Origin of the sequence: Candidatus Methylopumilus planktonicus (assembly GCF_000981505.1) — a bacterium.
GTDB classification, from domain to species: domain Bacteria; phylum Pseudomonadota; class Gammaproteobacteria; order Burkholderiales; family Methylophilaceae; genus Methylopumilus; species Methylopumilus planktonicus.
The window spans coordinates 434,088-452,226 of record NZ_LN827929.1; the positions used below are offsets into that span (position 1 = coordinate 434,088).

The following is an 18,139-nucleotide window of genomic DNA, read 5'->3' on the forward strand; positions in this document are numbered from 1 at the left end:
TATGCAATTTTCTGAAAACTGGTTAAGGTCATATGTGAATACATCACTGGATAGTGATGCGCTTAATTATGTCATGATCATGGCAGGCTTAGATGTTGATGACTCTCATCCCCTAGGGGCCAATTTTAGTCACGTTGTCGTAGGTGAGATTGTGTCGATTAAAAAACATCCTGATGCAGATCGACTTCAGGTATGCGATGTCAATATTGGTGATAAGACATTACAAATTGTATGTGGTGCATCAAATGCAAGACAAGGTATTAAAGTGGCATGCGCATTAGTGGGAGCTAAATTACCTTTAATAGATATTAAGGAAGCAAAAGTGCGTGGCGTTGAATCATTCGGCATGCTTTGTTCATTAAAGGAATTAGGATTAACTAAAGAAGCTGAAGGTATTTTAGAATTGAGTCATGATTTAAAGAATGGCTCTGATTTAAGAGTAGCACTTGATCTTAACGATCAGATTACGACATTAAAATTAACGCCAAACCGAAGTGATTGTTTGAGTCTATGGGGTGTCGCTCGAGAAATCGCTGCCATTACCACATCTTCACTTTCACCCATCGATTATGAAGTGAATCCCATCAAGCAAAGTGAAAAGAAAAATGTTGTTGTTGAAGAAAAGTCAGCATGCCCACGATACTGTGGCCGCATCATTAAGAATGTAGACAACACAAAAACATTGCCTGATTGGGTGGTATCGAGACTCGAACGCTCCAATATTAAATCAATCAGTCCTATTGTTGACATCACTAATTATGTGTTACTTGAAATTGGACAGCCACTTCACGCATTCGATCATGACAAATTGCAAGGTGATATCGTAGTGAGATTTGCCAAGGCTGAAGAGCCTATTCATTTACTTAACGATACAAAAATTAAATTATCTAAAAAAGATTTGGTCATTGCAGACAGTTCAGGTGTGATTGCATTTGCCGGTGTGATGGGTGGGATATCATCGTCGGTGACTGAAACTTCTCAAACTATTTTCTTAGAGAGTGCTTTCTTTGATCCTATCGTGATCGCTGGTAAAGCAAGAGCTTATAATTTATCGACAGATTCATCTTATCGTTTTGAACGAGGCGTTGATTTTGCAAACACACGTCTTGCGTTAGAGCGCGCTTCATCTCTTATGATTGAGTATTGTGGTGGTGAGGCAGGTGAGATCACCGAAGTTTTAAATGTTTTACCTTCGCGAAATGAAATTCATCTCAGACTTAAAAAATTAAATGCTATTTTAGGTATTCAAGTACCGAGCCAAGATGTTGAGCGTATTTTTCATCAGTTAGGTTTTGAGGTCAACAAGACAATCGAAGGATTTAAAGTTATACCACCTTCTTATCGATTTGATATTGCGATTGAAGAAGATCTTATTGAAGAAGTCGTTCGCTTGTATGGTTACGACAAAATACCTTCTCATCAACCTGTCAGTCATCAAACGATGTTACCAACTTCTGGAGTTTGTCAGCGAGACCTTAAAAACGCTCTTACATCTCGCGGCTTTTATGAAGTAGTGACTTACAGTTTCATTGAAAATGATATTGAGAAATCATTGCATGGCAATTCGAATCCCATTCAATTACAAAATCCAATTGCAAGTCAGATGTCAACGATGCGATCATCATTGTGGGGCAGTCACCTAGAAGTATTAACTTACAATTTAAACCGACAAGTATCGCGATTAAATATTTTTGAAATTGCACAAACTTTCCAAGGCACAAAAAAAGATTTTATTGAGACTGAAGTGATATCGGGATTAAGTTACGGTAGCTTTATGCCTGAGCAATGGGCTGACAAGATACGTGATATTGATTTCTATGATATCAAAGCTCATGTTGAAGCATTAACATCCAAACACCTTATATTCCAAAAAACTGACAAAACACCTTTAGCCCATCATCCAGGACAGTCGGCAGAAGTCTTTTTAGAAGGCCAGTCGATAGGTTGGGTGGGTAAATTACATCCGAAATGGCAGCAACACTTTTCTCTTCCCAAGACCCCCTTTATCTTTGAATTAAAAATAGAGAAGCTTTTAGAAGATAAAGCGTTTAAATACGAAGATATCTCAAAATTCTTGCCTGTAAGACGAGATATTGCCGTCGTGGTAGATGAATCAGTTGAAGTAAATTCAATTTTAGATGCAGTGTATAAGGCTAAAATCCCATACTTAAATAGAATAGCTTTATTTGATCTTTACCAAGGGAAAGGCATCGCTGAAAACAAAAAAAGTGTTGCATTTCTGATACTTATGCAGGATACTTCAAAGACATTAGTTGATAGTGAAGCTGATTCTTCTGTATCAAAAATCGTTAAATTACTTGAAAAACAATTTGGCGCAACGCTCCGCAACTAATCCCATATTTAATACCGAATTAAAAGTAGGCCGTTATGACATTAACTAAAGCAGATTTATCTGAAATTCTATTTGACCGGGTAGGTTTAAATAAGCGTGAAGCCAAAGATCTGGTTGAAGCTTTTTTTGAAGAAATTCGCAACGCACTGGAAAATGGCGACAGTATCAAACTATCTGGTTTTGGCAATTTTGAACTAAGAAAAAAATCAGAAAGACCAGGCCGCAATCCTAAAACGGGTGAAGAGATTCCAATCAAAGCAAGACGTGTGGTTACTTTTCACGCAAGCCAAAAACTAAAAAGCAATGTAGAAGAGAACTACTCTGGAAAGAAAGCTTAAATCCCCCGTCTTACCTGAAATACCTTCAAAGAGATATTTTGCAATTGGAGAGGTAAGTGAGCTTTGTCTCGTCAAAGCTCATGTGCTGCGATATTGGGAGCAGGAGTTTGATCAGCTCAAAGATGTCAAGCGACGTGGTAATCGACGTTATTATCAATTACCTGAAGTTCTTCTCATTCGTAAAATTAGAGAACTTCTGCATGACGAAGGTTTTACTATTCAAGGCGCTAAACAGCGACTGAGTGATAAAAATTTTGTTAAAGAAGTAAAGCAAGCTGAGTTGCCTAAAGAGCTTCAAGTGACTAAACAGGGTCAAGTGGAGTTGCCTTTGGAGAATCTCAATCAATCCAATTCTCTTGCCGGCCTTAATTTAAAGTCGATTAAAGACGAATTGCTCAGTATCATAGATCTGCTTAAAAAGTAATTCATCACTGTTTTAATTTTCGGGGCGTAGCGCAGCCTGGTAGCGTACTTGCATGGGGTGCAAGGGGTCGTGAGTTCGAATCTCACCGCTCCGACCAATTAAAGCGATGAATTAGTTTTCAAAAATAGATTTCTTAGCCTTATAATTTTCATACATCATTTTTAAGCCTATTAAATTTTATCAGGTGGCCCATTATAAAATCCAATCAATCCTCTAAAAACAAAAGCACACACCATCGAAATGGTTCGATATTAAATACGTTGTGGGTGAGCTTTTTCTTTATTGCTTTATTAAGTGCAATATGGAGATGGGTGGGTCAAGGTAACGCTGAAGTTTTTGCTCACATGGTGGATAGCCTTTTCTCCATGGCAAAGTTATCCGTAGAAGTAATGGTATTACTTTTTGGAACACTCACTCTTTGGCTAGGTTTTTTAAAGATTGCTGAACACGCAGGTTTAGTTGAAAAGATAGCATCTTGGCTTTCACCGCTTTTTAGGCGACTCATGCCTGAGGTTCCTAAAAATCATCCAGCTGCAGGTCTGATCACCATGAATTTTATTGCAAATGGATTAGGTCTTGATAATGCTGCGACACCTATTGGGTTAAAAGCGATGTGGTCATTGCAATCACTTAATCCGACACCAAAGATTGCAAGTAATGCACAGATTCTTTTTTTAGTTATGAATGCTTCATCACTTACTTTACTTCCCGTGTCGATTTTTATGTATCGTGCACAGCAAGGTGCGTTAGATCCCACGCTCGTATTTTTACCTATTCTTTTAGCGACAAGTGCTTCTACCATGGCCGGCTTCTTCTCAGTTGCTTTCGCTCAGCGAATTAAATTAAACGATCCGGTAGTCATCACATGGATGTTAGCAATTGCAACTTTATTAAGTACGCTTATCTTATTTTTAAGCCACTTATCAGCAGCGGCATTAGGCGCATTCTCATCTTTCTTAGGCAATGCTGTCCTTTTCGGATTGATTATCACCTTTCTACTGATAGGTATTTTAAAACGGGTACCAGTCTATGAGTCATTCATTGAGGGCGCTAAAGAAGGTTTTGATGTCTCTAAAAATTTACTACCTTACCTAGTTGCGATGTTATGTGCAGTTGGTGTTCTTCGAGCATCAGGTGCGCTTGATGTTGTATTAGATATGATTCGTTATCTAGCGAATAGTTTTAACTGGGATACACGTTTTGTAGATGCATTACCTACAGCACTTGTGAAACCATTTTCTGGAAGTGCTGCAAGAGCTATGCTCATTGATACTATGACAACACATGGCGTGGATAGCTTTCCGTCACTTTTAGCAGCAACTGTGCAAGGTAGTACTGAAACTACTTTTTATGTTTTAGCAGTTTATTTTGGTGCAGTTGGTATTCAGCGTGCACGACATGCAGTTACTTGCGCATTATTTGCAGACCTTGTGGGAGTCTTAGCTTCTATTGCTGTTTGTTATTGGTTTTTTGGATAAAATTATTTAATAGGAATAAATGATGAATACATTCATGATGATTATGTATGGCGGTATTTTGTTTTTAATAGCTGCTTTTTCTTTTGCATTCCTTTCTTGGAAAATTTATCAAAAAAATAAAAAAAGTAAGCACTTAAAAAACCTATATTGGGCGCGCGTTATTTCTGCAATCCTTTTAACTCCCTATGTATTTTTCCAATATATATTTTCTGATCTGACCTATCTTCCGATCAGAATTGCTTTTGTAGTTTTTTCTTTTCTCATTCTTTATCTTCTTGTAAGAAGATGGGGCAAACGTGCGATAACAAAACGTAAATGATTACCGTTAAATTAATTAAGGGATCCGATTTTGAAGTAATGGTTGAATCGAACTCAATCACTCATCATAAGGTTCATGTCTCAAATGATTTCTATAAGCTATTAACTGATGGTAAGTTTTCTTGTGAATATTTAATTCAAGCGTCCTTTGAATTTTTGTTAGAGCGAGAATCGAATAACTCCATACTTTCTCAGTTTGATTTAAAGGTCATTTCTCACTATTTCCCCGAGTATGAAAAAGAAATTAAGAAGCGGCTGAAGGCCTAAGCTTTCGTATACAATAATCATTTAATCAACCTATTAAAGAGGCGATATATGGGCAGTAAAGATAAAAGAAAAGAATCTAAAGGTAAAAAACCACAACCTAAACCAGCTAAGGTTTAATTTTATAACCTATTGATTTATATAGTTTTTTTGTAATTTACCCGGTTTAGTGTCATTTCTCTCATGATTTTCATTAGACCTCATTCATGATCCTCAAGGTGTTTACTTTTTAAGTCCGAGTAATATTACATATAAGTACTTTCTCATTAACTTAATAAAAGGATCAACATCATGTGGACAACTCCAGCTGCTACTGAAATGCGTTTCGGTTTCGAAGTTACAATGTATGTAATGAATAAATAATTATTCAGATTTAATAAAAAAGCCCGCTTAATGCGGGCTTTTTTTGTTTTTAATCATTTTAAAAATTAACCCAGGCTTTTGTTTTAATGGAGGCTTGAATTGCTTCTAATACCTTTGTATTCCAAAGCGCATCACCTAGAGAAAGTTTGGGCACAGTGTTATTAATGATGCATTGATTAAAATGATCAATTTCAAGTGTAAAGTGATTAGCTTTTTCAATACGCTCATTCTTTGAGCCATCTGCATCTGTTGTAAGGGTTAATTGTGCCTCATCATTTTCATGTTGCCATACGGTATGGCACATTAGTTTCCCTTTAGACCCAAAGATTTCAAATTGAGAGCGTCTCACACATTCAAAGCTAATATCAAATTGCGCACGTCGATTAAGACCAAAATCAATCATGCCCGAAGTAGTTAAATCTGCCCCATGATCGTTAAGATGGCTTGTTGCAACAACTGATAAGGGGTTCTGATCAAAGCATTGTCGAATTGTATGAATAGCATAGGGCCCAATGTCCCAGAGAGCGCCACCACCATTTTCAATCGATCGATCGATACGATAAAAACGTGCAGGCTGGATTGGAAAAGAAAACATAGAATGCACATACTGAACATCACCTAACAATCCTGAGCTAATGATTTCATTTATACGATCAAACTGTGGATGAAAGACGTACATAAAACCTTCCATTACTTTGACATGATTTTTGTCAGCCGCCTCCTGAATTAATTCAACTTCTTTTGAATGAAGTGTGATCGGCTTTTCTATGAGCACATGTTTTTTATTATTGATTGCTTTAAGAGCGGGCTCGGTATGCTCTTCGTTCGAAAGTGGAATATAAATAGCGTCTATATCAGGATGATTAATTACTTCATCTAATGAATTGAAGGTTTGAACATTACCTACAAGTGCGGGCTGGTATTTTTCCAAGCATTCTGCCGCTGCATTCTGTCTCCTACTTCCAATAGCAACGAGCTCACCAAAAGGACTATTAACAATAGCTGGAAGAAGGCGCTCATTGACTCGCGCAGCTCCTAGAATGCCCCAAAGCACTTTTTCCATTTTTATAATCTTAAATTAAACGATGTTTTATTATGATCAGCCTTCAGTGAATAAACAAGCCATCATTTCTAAGAAATTTCAGGTTGAGAAAAGGGTTATTAAATGAGATCATTTGACCCATGAAATTTATACTTCTTTTCTTATTTCTTTTTCCTATTAAGTCTTTTGCTGATTGGTCTTTAATTCACCAAGATGATGCTGATCATTACATGGATTATGTGCTCATGAGTAAAAGTGGGCACAAAGCGAGAGTCTGGTATTTGCAAAATTATGCTGAACTCCAAACTATAAAAAATATTCAATATCGATCTATTAAAAATAGATCGGAGTTTGATTGTAAAGCTCGAAAAATGAGAATTCTAGCTTATGCTTTGTACCCAGAATCGATGGGCCAGGGTCATGCTTTATTTAATAAGGGGGAGGCGCTCGATTGGCAAGTCATTAAACCTAAAACGCTTAATGATTTATATTTAAAGCGTGTCTGCAACAAAAAGAAATAGAGTTTTATTTACGTCCGCGTTTAGGTAATACAACACCAAGCCTTTGAGCGGCCATTTCATTATTACCTTCAGAGTCTGCTAAGACCCATCCAGTCATAAACATACGTGTCATATATTGTCTGTTGTATAAAAAAGCCACAATAATCTGCCACAGTCCCAGTGTGATAATTGAAAAAAGCATATGAAGTGCCGCAACACCTAATTCACCTCGAAAAAGCGGCACAAACCAACCAAAAAAAAGATATGTCCAACTAAAACCATAGTAACCAATTTTGATCATGCCTGAATTTGGATGTTTAATAATTACGGCAGTAGCCATTGTTGTTCCTTAGTTTACAAGATTAAATTTTAATAGAGATTATGAGAAAAAAACTAATATTAGTGGTGGGGGATGCGAGGGTCGAACTCGCGACAAACGGATTAAGAGTCTTGCTATCAAATTTAATCATATTTAAAATCATATAGTTATAAACATTATACATGTTGCTTTTTGTGTTGTCTAGACATAAAATGTTGTCTATATGTTGTCAATTTATCACTTATGCCAAGCGCTATAAAAGACCCTAAAGTAAAGGGTTTATACCAGCGTAAAAGGGAAAACTCACCCAATGTGTGGGCTGTGATTGCTCGCCAACGTGGCGGTAAAGTTGTTACGCATACCATTGGGAGCATTGAACAATTTACAGTGCAAGATGCAAGAAGAATAGCTAAACAAGTGTTAGCGGAACTTGCATTAGGTAATCGTCCAATCGATGATCGAAGAAAACAAGAAAGATTACGTCAAATAAATTCATTCACATTGCAAGATGCTATTGATGAATATGCAAATACAGTAGATTGGAAACCTAAGACAAAATTAGATGCACTTTCTACATTCAAAAGAAGATTTGGTGATTGGCTTAATAAGCCTTTAGGCAGCATTACAAAAGCCGATGTCTTAAGACGCTTTAAAGATATTAAACAAGATGTGGTGCGGAAAAAGAAAGCTCGAGATAAATTCCGTGATGAGAATGGCATTAAGATCAAAACATATGAAAATGAAATAGGATTGGGTGAGGCGCAAAGAGCCTTTAGATATTTAAGTGCTGTGTTTAATATGTTTACAGAAGATGATATTGATGGAAACTTAATGCTCCCTCATGGTAATCCATGTTCTTATCTTAAGAGAAGAAGAGTAAGAAAAGTACTTAAACCAAGAGAAAGATATTTGAATGGTTTGGAGAGATCTAAACTTTATAATTTCTTTGCAATCCCTGAGGATCCAGATTATCCAATTAAAACTAACAAAGATGATGCTGATCTTATTTTGTTACTCATATACACAGGGTTAAGACTCGATGAAGCACTCTCATTAAAATGGGCTGACGTTGATTTTGAGAATAGAGAATTTACAGCGTTTAACACCAAGAACGGAAAAGATCACACCCTACCAATGACTGATGCTACAGAAGATTTATTTAATAGACGTTTTACTCTGTATGGAACAAAGAAACACGTCTTTCCAAGTTCAATAAACAAACATCAGCATATGACTGCAAGTCGAGTATTTGCAAGGGTTTCTAATCAGGTTGGATTCGACTTCACAGCACATGATCTTAGAAGAACTGTTGCTACAGTTGCTTCAGAACTTAACTACGATATAAATTCAATTGGCTTAGTTTTAAATCACGCTAGAGGAACTGTTACTTCAAGGTACATTCAGGGTGACCCTGAAAGATTGAGAAAGATACTAACGGATATACAAGACGCTTTATTTCCACAAGCTTACAACTAAACTAGATAACGGACATGTCTTAAGTGAAATCTTAAGACAGCTATTATTAATATAATTATTATTAATAATATATATAAATTAATTATTAATTAATAATATATTAGTTTATTAGTTCTATTATTAAATAACTATAACTATTATTAAATAACTATAAATATATTTAATAATAATAATAATAATAATTATATTAATTATTAATTATTAATTATTAATTATGTAATCACATAACTACTTAACTACTATCATCAATAACTAATGCGGACTCTATAGTCCGCTTATTAATCATAATTATTAGAACTTAATCTTCCTTGTAGAAAATCAACAAGGAATTCACGTGTTAACAAAAACTAAAAAAAGACCTCGGTTTTCTATCAAAAGTACCTCTTTGGCTATGTTGGTATTACCCATCAATAGAAAATGCGTTCTAGACCCCTTTACGTGCGTTTTAGAGGCATATTTAGGTACTGTTTTCAGTGCAATATTTAACAATTTATCAAAAAGTTAGTTCATAAGACTGGAGTTATCTATGCATTACATATATAAAACAACAACTTACATAGAACTAAAGACCGTGACAATTGTACAATAAATGAGCTAACTTCATGTAAATTAAGGCATATTTTATATAACTTACAAAAATATATCTTGTATAAGATAAAAAATACAGTTACTATTATAGCATATATTTTGACTATTTGGGGAAATTATGGAGTCTAGAAGCGAGAAATTCAAAAGAGTTGCCACCAAAAGAACAAATGAACTGCTAGAAAAGATTCGTATATTAGGAAATTGCTCCAACAAAAGTACCTACGAATATACAGAGGAAGATGTAATCAAAATATTTAAGAGTTTAGAAAAGCAATTGGAAGCAATGAAAGCTAAATTCTCAAATAAAAAAAGTAAATTTACCCTATAAGTAAAAAATCTCATTAAGAATAAAGAAAGCAATTAAAAAATTGAAAAAAAAAGGAATTAAAGTTATCGATTTGTTCGCAGGCGTTGGTGGGCTAAGCCTAGGTTTTAAAGCTGCAGGTTATGATGTGGTTGGAGCTATAGACATAGACGCTGACTGTAAAAAAACATACAACTTGAATTATCCAAATGTAAATTACATTTGTGAAGACATAAGAAAACTTAACACTAAAGATATATTAAAAACATTTAATGTTAAGAAAGTCGATTTAATAATAGGGGGGCCGCCTTGTAAAGGATTTTCTACTATTGGAGCTAGATCCTCATCAAAAATTGAAATTAGAAAAAAATTCGATGAGAGAAATTATTTATTTAAGGATTTTGTTAGGGTGGTAAATGAAATCAAACCAAGAGTTGTATTATTTGAAAATGTTTCTGGGTTTATGAGCTTTAATAAAGGCAAAGTATTCGAGTTAGTTAAATCATCATTTCAGGATATTGGATACGAAATAGAATCCTACCTACTTGACGCTGTTAATTTTGGAGTTCCACAATTCAGAAAAAGAGTTTTTATTGTCGCAAGGAAAAAAAATATAAGCGAAATTGGCCCACCAAAAAAACTATCAACTAAAGTTAAATTAAAACAAATGCAAACAGTTAAAGAAGCAATTTCAGATTTGGCAGGGAAAGAAAAGCAAATAAGTAATCATGAACCCTTAAATCACGGCGAAAAAAATATCAGAAGGTACAAACTTATTCCTGAGGGAGGACGATTACCAGAAGATAAATTATCCCCTGATATTTATAGAAGAAATTTTGGCAACACATTTAAAAGATTGGATAGAAAAGCACCTTCACTTACTATGGTCCCTGGTCATAACGCTTTTCCTATTCATCCATGGCTTAATCGCTCCTTAACAGTAAGAGAAGCAGCAAGAATTCAAACCTTCCCTGACAATTTTATTTTTACAGGGAATAGACAAAGCCAGTGCCTTCAAGTTGGAAATGCAGTGCCAGTAAATTTAGCTGCAGCATGGGCCTTTCATTTAAAAAGATTTTTAATATGAACTTTATAGATTTATTTTGTGGTGCCGGAGGCTTTTCTATTGGGCTAACAAAAAAAGGGCATAAACTGCTAAAGGGATTTGATAATTGGAAATCTGCTGGGGAAGCTTTTTCAAGTTATTTTGGAAAAAAATACTTTTCGGAAGTTGACCTATCTCAGATCTCATCTGAATTTATCTATGAGCAGATTGGCAATAAAAATGTAAAAATTGATCTAGTTGTCGGAGGTCCTCCATGTCAGGGATTTAGCTCAATGGGCAATCAAAATATAAAAGACCCTCGAAATCAATTAGTTTTAGCTTTTGCAAATATCATTGCTGAAATTAAACCTAAATATTTTATTCTTGAGAATGTTCATGGTATTAAAGGCGAAAAATTCGAAAACACAATAAAAAGACTTTATAAACTTTTTAATGATTTTGGTTATAAAAATATTTGCAGCGGTACATTAGATGCCCAAGATTTTGGGGTGCCACAAAGAAGAAAAAGATTTTTTATGATTGGGTCGTTAGACGATAATATTGATTTGACATTACCATCACCAAAGATTAATCAAAAAACTACTACAGTTGGAGATGCAATTATGGACCTAGTTGGCAAGGAAAATAATTTCCCTAATCATGTCCCTATAAATCATAATGAAATTGTTAAAGGTAGATATGCTTTTATAAAAGAAGGCGGCAAGCTTGATATAAAAGCACTTCCAAAAAAGTTAGCGTACGGTTCAAGGTCTGATTTTAAGGATAATAAAATTAAAAATTTTAGCCATATTTATCAAAGATTATCTCGTTATAAAGTCTCAGGTACAATTGTACCTGGACATAATGCATTTCCTATACACCCAACACAACCAAGATCTCTTACAGTAAGAGAAGCAGCAAGAATTCAAACCTTCCCTGATAGATGTATTTTTTTTGGAACTCGCCAAGAACAGTGTATTCAAGTTGGAAATGCTGTTCCGCCACTTTTAGCCGAATCATTTGGTCAAATATTGAATTTATACGAAAAAAAATATGGCAACACTACACGATAATTTAGCTGGAATTTGTTGCATGCAAATTCTAAAAGATTTAGGACCGTCTGGAAAAGGTGATTTTCAACAGATCTTTTCTAAAAATATTAGAAGGATTGGCACTTCAGGCTGGCCTTTAGCTGATTTCCAATTATTAGATTATGACAACAATTATACTTGGGCGTTTGAATTTAAGCCGCCAGGCCAGCAAAAACGAGAGTATGTAACTGGTCTTGGACAGGCGTATACATATTTAAATTTTGCAGACTATTCAGCCTTGATTGTTCCGGTAATGTCCAATGACAGATTTAGTATTGCAGACTATTTGAGTAAAACGTCCAAACTTGAAGTTCTTTCAAATTCCCCCGTAGCTATTTTTGCTTATGACGAATCGAGACTTTTATCAGGTGATCCGGGTTCTTTAAGTTTAATAAGATCAATTAATAATAAAAGATCTGAAATTCCGCCAAATAAAAAATCTGAAGATTCAGGTGGAGTTTTTTGGACCTGGTGGAGAGATACAAGTGATACTGAGCTCTATAGACTATTAGAATTATCAGATATTCATAGAGGTAAATCACCTGATATTTATACGGATTATGTTTGGCCAGACTTCCAAAAAGAGCTTGCAAATGGAAAAGTTTGCACATGGGAAGGGGAGCCAAGAAGAGTAAATTCTGGATTTTCTCAGCACAAACAAAATTATAAAATCCCATTATTTAGACTAGGGCTCATCGAACAGGATTCTGGAGACCTAACAGAGGAAGGCTATGACTTGCTTAAAATTGGTAAAATTTTCAAACCAAATAGTGCGGTATTTTTGGATGAAATAGCGCGAATTATTTTAACAAGAGGACAGCACCTCGACCTGATAATCCAATTAGAAAATTACCAAAATAGTTTGGCAAGAGATGCTGAAGAATTGCAAAGTAGTAAATCCTTTTTTGGAGGGTTTGAAACCTGGCTCGATAAACAAGGTTTGATTCCCCAAAGAAAGCCAGGAAGAGTTACTACAGGCAATAAAAACTCATTTATAAGAGATGAGCCCAAACTATGGAATAAATTACATTTAACAAATGTAAAAAATGATCAATACTTTGAGAGAGGTTATGGTATTAAATTTAACATATCAAGGATTACATCTCTAATTAGATAATAATTTTCACCAAAACATATTTCGTGTTAAAAACTTTTCCATGCTTGTAAAACCATAATCATTGCTAGAGTATCTAATTCGCAATAACGTAGTAACGAATTCTTAATTCTCTGTCTATTTTCATTATCTAGGTCTTCAAATTGTAACCGTGAATAAGCCATAGCAGCAGCCCCGCCTTCAGCAATAATGCTTGCGTCATTTTCTTCGATATCATCAATATCAACAGGAAGCATGTCTTTGGCTAACTCTTTCAATTGGAAATAAGGGTCATAATTTCCATCATCTCGGATCCAAGTAAAACCCTCTTCTGAATTAAAGTTAATACTATGAATTCCTTTTGGAGATCCATATATAGGCTTGCTGTATATTTCCCTTAAGTTTTGAGATATTTTAAATACTGCCGGAAGCGCTTTCTTTAATGAGTTGCTCCCGTTTGTATCCTTGTAAAAAAAAGCTTTATCAGAAATTTTACATAGGTCAATCATCATTCTTTCACCATCCTTAATGATTGTTTTAATAAAAGATATGAGCTCATTTTTATCTTCAGGTGAATTTTTGTCTTCATTTAATTGGTTCATAATTGCAGTTAGAATAGTATTTTCATGATGGCTCCACATAAATACCGATCCATCATCAACCTCTAAACATTCTTTTAAAGCCCTTACAAATTTATAACTTGGAAAATCACCAGGGTCAGCACATAAAAATTCATTTGCATGCCTGATAGAACCATCTGATTCCATAACATGATGAGAAAATTGAAATGCGAGAGATTGGTAGGGTCTCATACCATTGTAAAAAGGCAATGCTACTTTAGTTGTTTCAAAGTCGATTAAATGGAAGGGATATTTCCAATTAGACATTTGAACTTGAAAATATTCTTTATCAAAATAGAATCCACCATGATCATACCCATCTGGAATTTGGCCTACTTGAAGCCATTGTCTTTGAGGTCTGCTTAATCCTTCTATGCCAGGCTCATCGTCAAAAGATGGAAAATCATCACGTGTAACTTGTTTTAACTTGTAAATGCCTTTACTAATCAAATCATCTTTTTTTCTGTAATCATACAAGTCTAGGACAAGCCCATCATTAAAGTCAGAATCATGCCAATTGAGAGTTTCTTTCCAACATTCATGAAATCCGCTTTTTAATTGATCATTTGGTGAAGCTTTAAACTCACATTTCTTGCAGTGACCTCCCAGGCTAGGAGTTATCTTTAAATCATTTGCATAATGATCTGCCCATAAATATGCTGCCTTCTCAAAGGGTAAGGAGGCTCCTGTAGCTTCAATAACATTTGTAAGAATTTGATTTACATATTTATCTACATTGACTTTTGTAAGGAGATTTTGCGCTTCATTGAAAAGATCGATATCAGGTGGAACCACAATGGAAATTTTATTATCTTGAGAAAGCTTAAATATCTGATTTAATTTATTGATGCGAGTATGTTTAGATTTATCGGGCATTACTAAAAATGAATTAACACTCATTTCTGGATAGGCTTTTTTTAAAACAAATGTTTGAAATGCAACATCTTGTAGATAAGGCAACATCCCTTTTAGTATTCCACCCTTAGCACCTTCAATTTCAGGGGCAATAGAGTTATATGATTTTGCTTTGGCTTCATATATAAAAAATTGATCTCCTTTTTTCTCAAGCGCATCAACACGAATAAAGAAATTATCAAATTTTATAGCGGCTTCAAAAATAACAACTGAGTCAGATTGCAGAAGAGTTGTTGTTTTTAAAATTGCATGCTCATGTTCTCTCTCTGTTACTTCTATTCCATTTTTAAAGAGATACTTAGCTAGTGCTCCTACTTGATAACCGCCTTCAGCTAAAGAAGCAAGAAAAGAATCTTCATTCTTTATGTTTTTATATTCATTTTTATTAACATAGAATAATTTAGTTGGGCAACTGGCAGCTGTAATAAATCTAGATTTTGTTAAATATCGTGGTTTCATAAATTTAAGTATATTCTGTTATTTATAATAAATTAGAAGATATTTGGTTTGTTTTTTTAAAAATTAAATCTTTTTCAGGCGGCTCATGTAAATCTATATATCTTAAGGAAATCATTAGTAAGGTTATTAAATTGAATATAACCATATATCTCAATGCCCAATATACTCTATTAGTTTCACTAGTTTTACTTTCGCCTCTAGCGTAACTAAATATCTTAAGATGTGCTATTGCTATACAAAAAATTGACATGACAGGCATAAAATAGATTAAAAGTTCCCATGTATTTACGTGGGATATGTAATAGAGAATTTGTAATCTTTTCATATAAGCTTTCTATAATCTCCAAAATAATGCCATTCATCTTTTCCCAAAGATCGTATCAACCTATCAACTAAATCAATCTGATTATGTCTATCAGCGAACGAAATGATGATTCTTAAGCGAAATGATTTCTTAAATTTCTCAGCAAAGGGTGATTCAGCTGTTAATACTGGAACTCCTACCCTGCTCTTATTTCTTAAAACCCGAGGTTTTGTGCCCAGATATAGATGATTTAATAGGTCCCATACCTTCCTTTTGGGACAAATTCTCCCTTCAGATAAGCAATAATTAATAAGATCTTCAGCGGTTTTTGAGGGGTTTTTGAGCATAGTTTAAGTCGTCACAATCACTAAAAAAAGACAGCCAATTAATATAACTTCATGAATACTCACGTGTTTCTCCTATAACTTTTTTACCATCTTAAAGCTACAAAGGCTCAATAAATGAGCCTCCTATAAATCAAGCTATTGTTTCGATTCAAAGGAAATATAAAAATTAATTGGCAGGCTCATTCTGTGAGCCTATGATGGTAGAAGATGCTCTTATTAAGGAAAAATCAAATGAAAATATATCAACTAAAAAATGTGGAAGATCCATGTATTCCAGATAAAGATTTAGAAAAGATAGCGATATTAAAACTTTGTGAACCTGGTAAATACATAAAAGGTGTAGGCATTCGTGATGATCGATTTTTTATACTTGCAGAAGATGAGAATGACAAATTGTATCTAGAGGAATCAAAAGATGAGTAATAGAGAGCGTCTATACAAAATTGATCAAATATTGAACAGCAAACAAAATATAAACATGGCTGATTTAATTAAAAGACTTGAGGTTTCTAAATCTACGGTAAAAAGAGATATTCAATTTATGAGAGATAGCTTAAATGCACCAATTATCTTTGATAGAGATAGCGAAACGTACAGATTTGAAACTCAAGGGCCAGGCATTAAGTATGAATTACCTGGATTATGGTTTAGCGCTGAAGAAATTCATGCGCTGATGACAATGCAACATTTGTTAGCTGGTATAGACTCAGGAGGATTAATAGGGCCTCACATAAAACCACTACTATCACGCCTAACAGGAATACTTGGAACAAAAGAAGATTCAATAGATGAAATAAACAAAAGAATAAAAGTTGAAGTTATAGGAAATCGACAATTTAATTTGGAACATTTTCAAGTTATAGGCTCAGCATTATTAAAACGTAAAAGATTGATCATTGATTACCATGCAAGAAGCACAGATGAAACAACGACTCGAGAAATATCACCTCAACGCTTGGTGTATTACAAAGGTAATTGGTATCTAGATGCATGGTGTCATTTAAAGAGTGATATTAGAAGTTTCTCCGTGGACTCCGTCAAATGCAAAGAAACGTTAGAAACTAAAGCCGAAGATATTTCAGACAAGAAGCTTGATGAAACTTTAAGTGAAGGTTATGGAATATTTTCTGGCTCTAATATCAAATGGGTAACTTTAAAATTTACGCCAGAAAGAGCTAGATGGGTTTCATCTGAAAAATGGCACCCTAAACAAAAAGGTGAATTTCAAGACGACGGATCATATCAATTAACATTTCCTTATAGTCAAGACCCGGAATTAATTATGGATATTATGAAATATGGATCTGATGTAAAAGTTTTAGAGCCTAAAGAACTAAAAGAAAAGATTCACAAAATACTCATTGAGGCAGTGAGAAATTACTAAAAAGGAATAGATATGAATTTATTAGAATATTTAAAGAAAGAGTTGTATGTCATTTTCTTTGCAAACCAATACAGCCTTAAACGAATTGAAAGGTCAAACATCAGGGAATATTGGAGAGTAAATAGCAAGCGTATTTAAATAATTTGAAAAAGAATTAAACAGTTTAATTATTAAATTGAAAGTTATTTAGAAATGGGAAGTATACAAACAAAAGAGTTATTTAAAGTTGCAGATAGCAATATAAATTCAATTGATGATGCTTATGAGGACCTTCTATTAAAAGCAAATGAAGGTGATTCTAGAGCTCAATATTTAATAGGTTGTTTTTATTACTACGGAAGAAAAGTAGAAAGCAATCATACTATAGCTAGCCAATGGTTTATTAAATCAGCAAATCAAAATTTAGTAGATGCACAAACAATTCTTGGCTATCAATACATGAATGGGGATGGCGTTTTAAAAGATATTGATAAAGCAATAAAGTTTTTAGAAAAAGCACAAGGTCAAGGAAGTGCTTATGCATGTTTTCTATTAGGAAAGATTTATCAATTTGATAAAGATAAGAAAAATAGATTTACTGCATCTGGATATTATGTATGGGCAATAGAAATGGGCAGTACTGAGGCAAAACGATACCGCGCTGATATGTATATGGAAACTGGCGAATATAAAGAGGCATTAAATTTGTATGTTCAAGCTCTAAAAGAAGGCTGTGTTGAGTCAGCATACAATGCAGCCAACATGTTTGAGTATGGGAGAGGCTGTGAAATTAATGATGAATTAGCATTTAATTTATATAAACATGCTGCTGAAAATGGAATCATGATGGCTCAACATAATTTAGGTGCTTATTACTACAATGCAAAATTTGTTCAAAAAGATATACAAAAAGCTTTTGAATGGTACTTAAAAGCAGCCGAGCAAGGAAGCGCTATGTCGCAATACACCATCGGCCTAATGTATTTTAATGGTGACTTAACTCAAGATTTAGAAGTTGCATTAGAGTGGTTTAAAAAGTCACAAGAAAATGGATATAAAAAATCAAAAATGTATATTCAAGATATTGAGCAAATGCTAAATAAAACATACATAGAGCATTAATAAAAAGAGAGTT

Annotated in this window: 17 protein-coding genes and 1 tRNA gene; 15 read left to right on the forward strand and 3 right to left on the reverse strand. The window is 34.2% G+C overall.

The window, feature by feature from the left end:
- The first annotated feature begins 1 nt into the window (after position 1).
- From pheT to pqqA, 7 genes are all read left to right on the forward strand, one after another.
- Entirely contained in the window at positions 2-2,353 is a 2,352-nt protein-coding gene (pheT, locus tag BN1208_RS02430; protein ID WP_046487546.1) for a phenylalanine--tRNA ligase subunit beta, read from the forward strand.
- Between the two features lie 35 nt (positions 2,354-2,388).
- Entirely contained in the window at positions 2,389-2,691 is a 303-nt protein-coding gene (locus BN1208_RS02435) for an integration host factor subunit alpha (RefSeq protein WP_046487548.1), read from the forward strand.
- Positions 2,675-3,115, forward strand: a complete 441-nt coding sequence (locus BN1208_RS02440) for a MerR family transcriptional regulator (protein ID WP_046487550.1) — start codon at positions 2,675-2,677, stop codon at positions 3,113-3,115. Before BN1208_RS02435 ends, BN1208_RS02440 begins: the two co-directional genes overlap by 17 nt.
- Before the next feature lie 20 nt (positions 3,116-3,135).
- Positions 3,136-3,212 (forward strand) — tRNA-Pro (locus BN1208_RS02445).
- 169 nt (positions 3,213-3,381) lie between these two features.
- Positions 3,382-4,593 carry a nucleoside recognition domain-containing protein gene (locus BN1208_RS02450; protein ID WP_231854587.1) on the forward strand — a complete coding sequence of 404 codons (1,212 nt, stop codon included), beginning with the start codon at positions 3,382-3,384 and terminating at the stop codon, positions 4,591-4,593.
- Between the two features lie 19 nt (positions 4,594-4,612).
- On the forward strand, positions 4,613-4,912 hold the full coding sequence (locus BN1208_RS02455) for a hypothetical protein (protein ID WP_046487555.1): 300 nt from the start codon (positions 4,613-4,615) through the stop codon (positions 4,910-4,912).
- A 554-nt stretch (positions 4,913-5,466) separates the two neighbouring features.
- A complete protein-coding gene (gene pqqA / locus BN1208_RS07190; RefSeq protein ID WP_012777389.1) occupies positions 5,467-5,538 on the forward strand; it encodes a pyrroloquinoline quinone precursor peptide PqqA in 72 nt (23 codons plus the stop codon).
- A 58-nt stretch (positions 5,539-5,596) separates the two neighbouring features.
- Here the strand turns inward: pqqA and BN1208_RS02465 are convergent, their stop codons facing one another.
- The gene (locus tag BN1208_RS02465) at positions 5,597-6,601 is read right to left on the reverse strand and encodes a Gfo/Idh/MocA family protein (RefSeq protein WP_046487558.1); all 1,005 of its coding nucleotides are present in this window, start codon (positions 6,599-6,601) and stop codon (positions 5,597-5,599) included.
- Positions 6,602-6,720: 119 nt separating this feature from the next.
- On the opposite strand from BN1208_RS02465, the gene BN1208_RS02470 reads away from it, so the two are divergent.
- Positions 6,721-7,101, forward strand: a complete 381-nt coding sequence (locus BN1208_RS02470) for a surface-adhesin E family protein (RefSeq protein WP_046487561.1) — start codon at positions 6,721-6,723, stop codon at positions 7,099-7,101.
- Between the two features lie 4 nt (positions 7,102-7,105).
- On the opposite strand, the gene BN1208_RS02475 is transcribed toward BN1208_RS02470, so the two are convergent.
- The gene (locus BN1208_RS02475) at positions 7,106-7,420 is read right to left on the reverse strand and encodes a hypothetical protein (RefSeq protein WP_046487563.1); all 315 of its coding nucleotides are present in this window, start codon (positions 7,418-7,420) and stop codon (positions 7,106-7,108) included.
- Between the two features lie 222 nt (positions 7,421-7,642).
- On the opposite strand from BN1208_RS02475, the gene BN1208_RS02480 reads away from it, so the two are divergent.
- The 4 genes from BN1208_RS02480 to BN1208_RS02500 all read left to right on the forward strand — a co-directional run bounded on the left by BN1208_RS02480 (position 7,643) and on the right by BN1208_RS02500 (position 13,020).
- Positions 7,643-8,875 (forward strand): tyrosine-type recombinase/integrase, encoded by a 1,233-nt coding sequence (locus tag BN1208_RS02480; RefSeq protein ID WP_046487565.1) that lies wholly within the window; start codon positions 7,643-7,645, stop codon positions 8,873-8,875.
- A 956-nt stretch (positions 8,876-9,831) separates the two neighbouring features.
- Positions 9,832-10,854: a DNA cytosine methyltransferase gene (locus BN1208_RS02490; protein ID WP_052734616.1), complete on the forward strand. Its 1,023-nt coding sequence runs from the start codon at positions 9,832-9,834 to the stop codon at positions 10,852-10,854.
- Positions 10,851-11,885, forward strand: a complete 1,035-nt coding sequence (locus tag BN1208_RS02495; RefSeq protein ID WP_162197757.1) for a DNA cytosine methyltransferase — start codon at positions 10,851-10,853, stop codon at positions 11,883-11,885. Before BN1208_RS02490 ends, BN1208_RS02495 begins: the two co-directional genes overlap by 4 nt.
- Positions 11,866-13,020 carry a hypothetical protein gene (locus BN1208_RS02500; RefSeq protein WP_156157765.1) on the forward strand — a complete coding sequence of 385 codons (1,155 nt, stop codon included), beginning with the start codon at positions 11,866-11,868 and terminating at the stop codon, positions 13,018-13,020. Before BN1208_RS02495 ends, BN1208_RS02500 begins: the two co-directional genes overlap by 20 nt.
- Positions 13,021-13,046: 26 nt before the next feature.
- Here BN1208_RS02500 and BN1208_RS02505 read toward each other — a convergent pair whose 3' ends face one another.
- On the reverse strand, positions 13,047-14,990 hold the full coding sequence (locus tag BN1208_RS02505) for a DUF2779 domain-containing protein (protein WP_046487573.1): 1,944 nt from the start codon (positions 14,988-14,990) through the stop codon (positions 13,047-13,049).
- Between the two features lie 882 nt (positions 14,991-15,872).
- On the opposite strand from BN1208_RS02505, the gene BN1208_RS02520 reads away from it, so the two are divergent.
- From BN1208_RS02520 to BN1208_RS02530, 3 genes are all read left to right on the forward strand, one after another.
- Entirely contained in the window at positions 15,873-16,064 is a 192-nt protein-coding gene (locus BN1208_RS02520; RefSeq protein ID WP_046487577.1) for a hypothetical protein, read from the forward strand.
- Positions 16,057-17,025 (forward strand): helix-turn-helix transcriptional regulator, encoded by a 969-nt coding sequence (locus BN1208_RS02525; RefSeq protein WP_046487579.1) that lies wholly within the window; start codon positions 16,057-16,059, stop codon positions 17,023-17,025. Before BN1208_RS02520 ends, BN1208_RS02525 begins: the two co-directional genes overlap by 8 nt.
- A 192-nt stretch (positions 17,026-17,217) precedes the next feature.
- Positions 17,218-18,126, forward strand: a complete 909-nt coding sequence (locus tag BN1208_RS02530; protein WP_046487581.1) for a tetratricopeptide repeat protein — start codon at positions 17,218-17,220, stop codon at positions 18,124-18,126.
- The last annotated feature ends 13 nt before the right edge of the window (positions 18,127-18,139 follow it).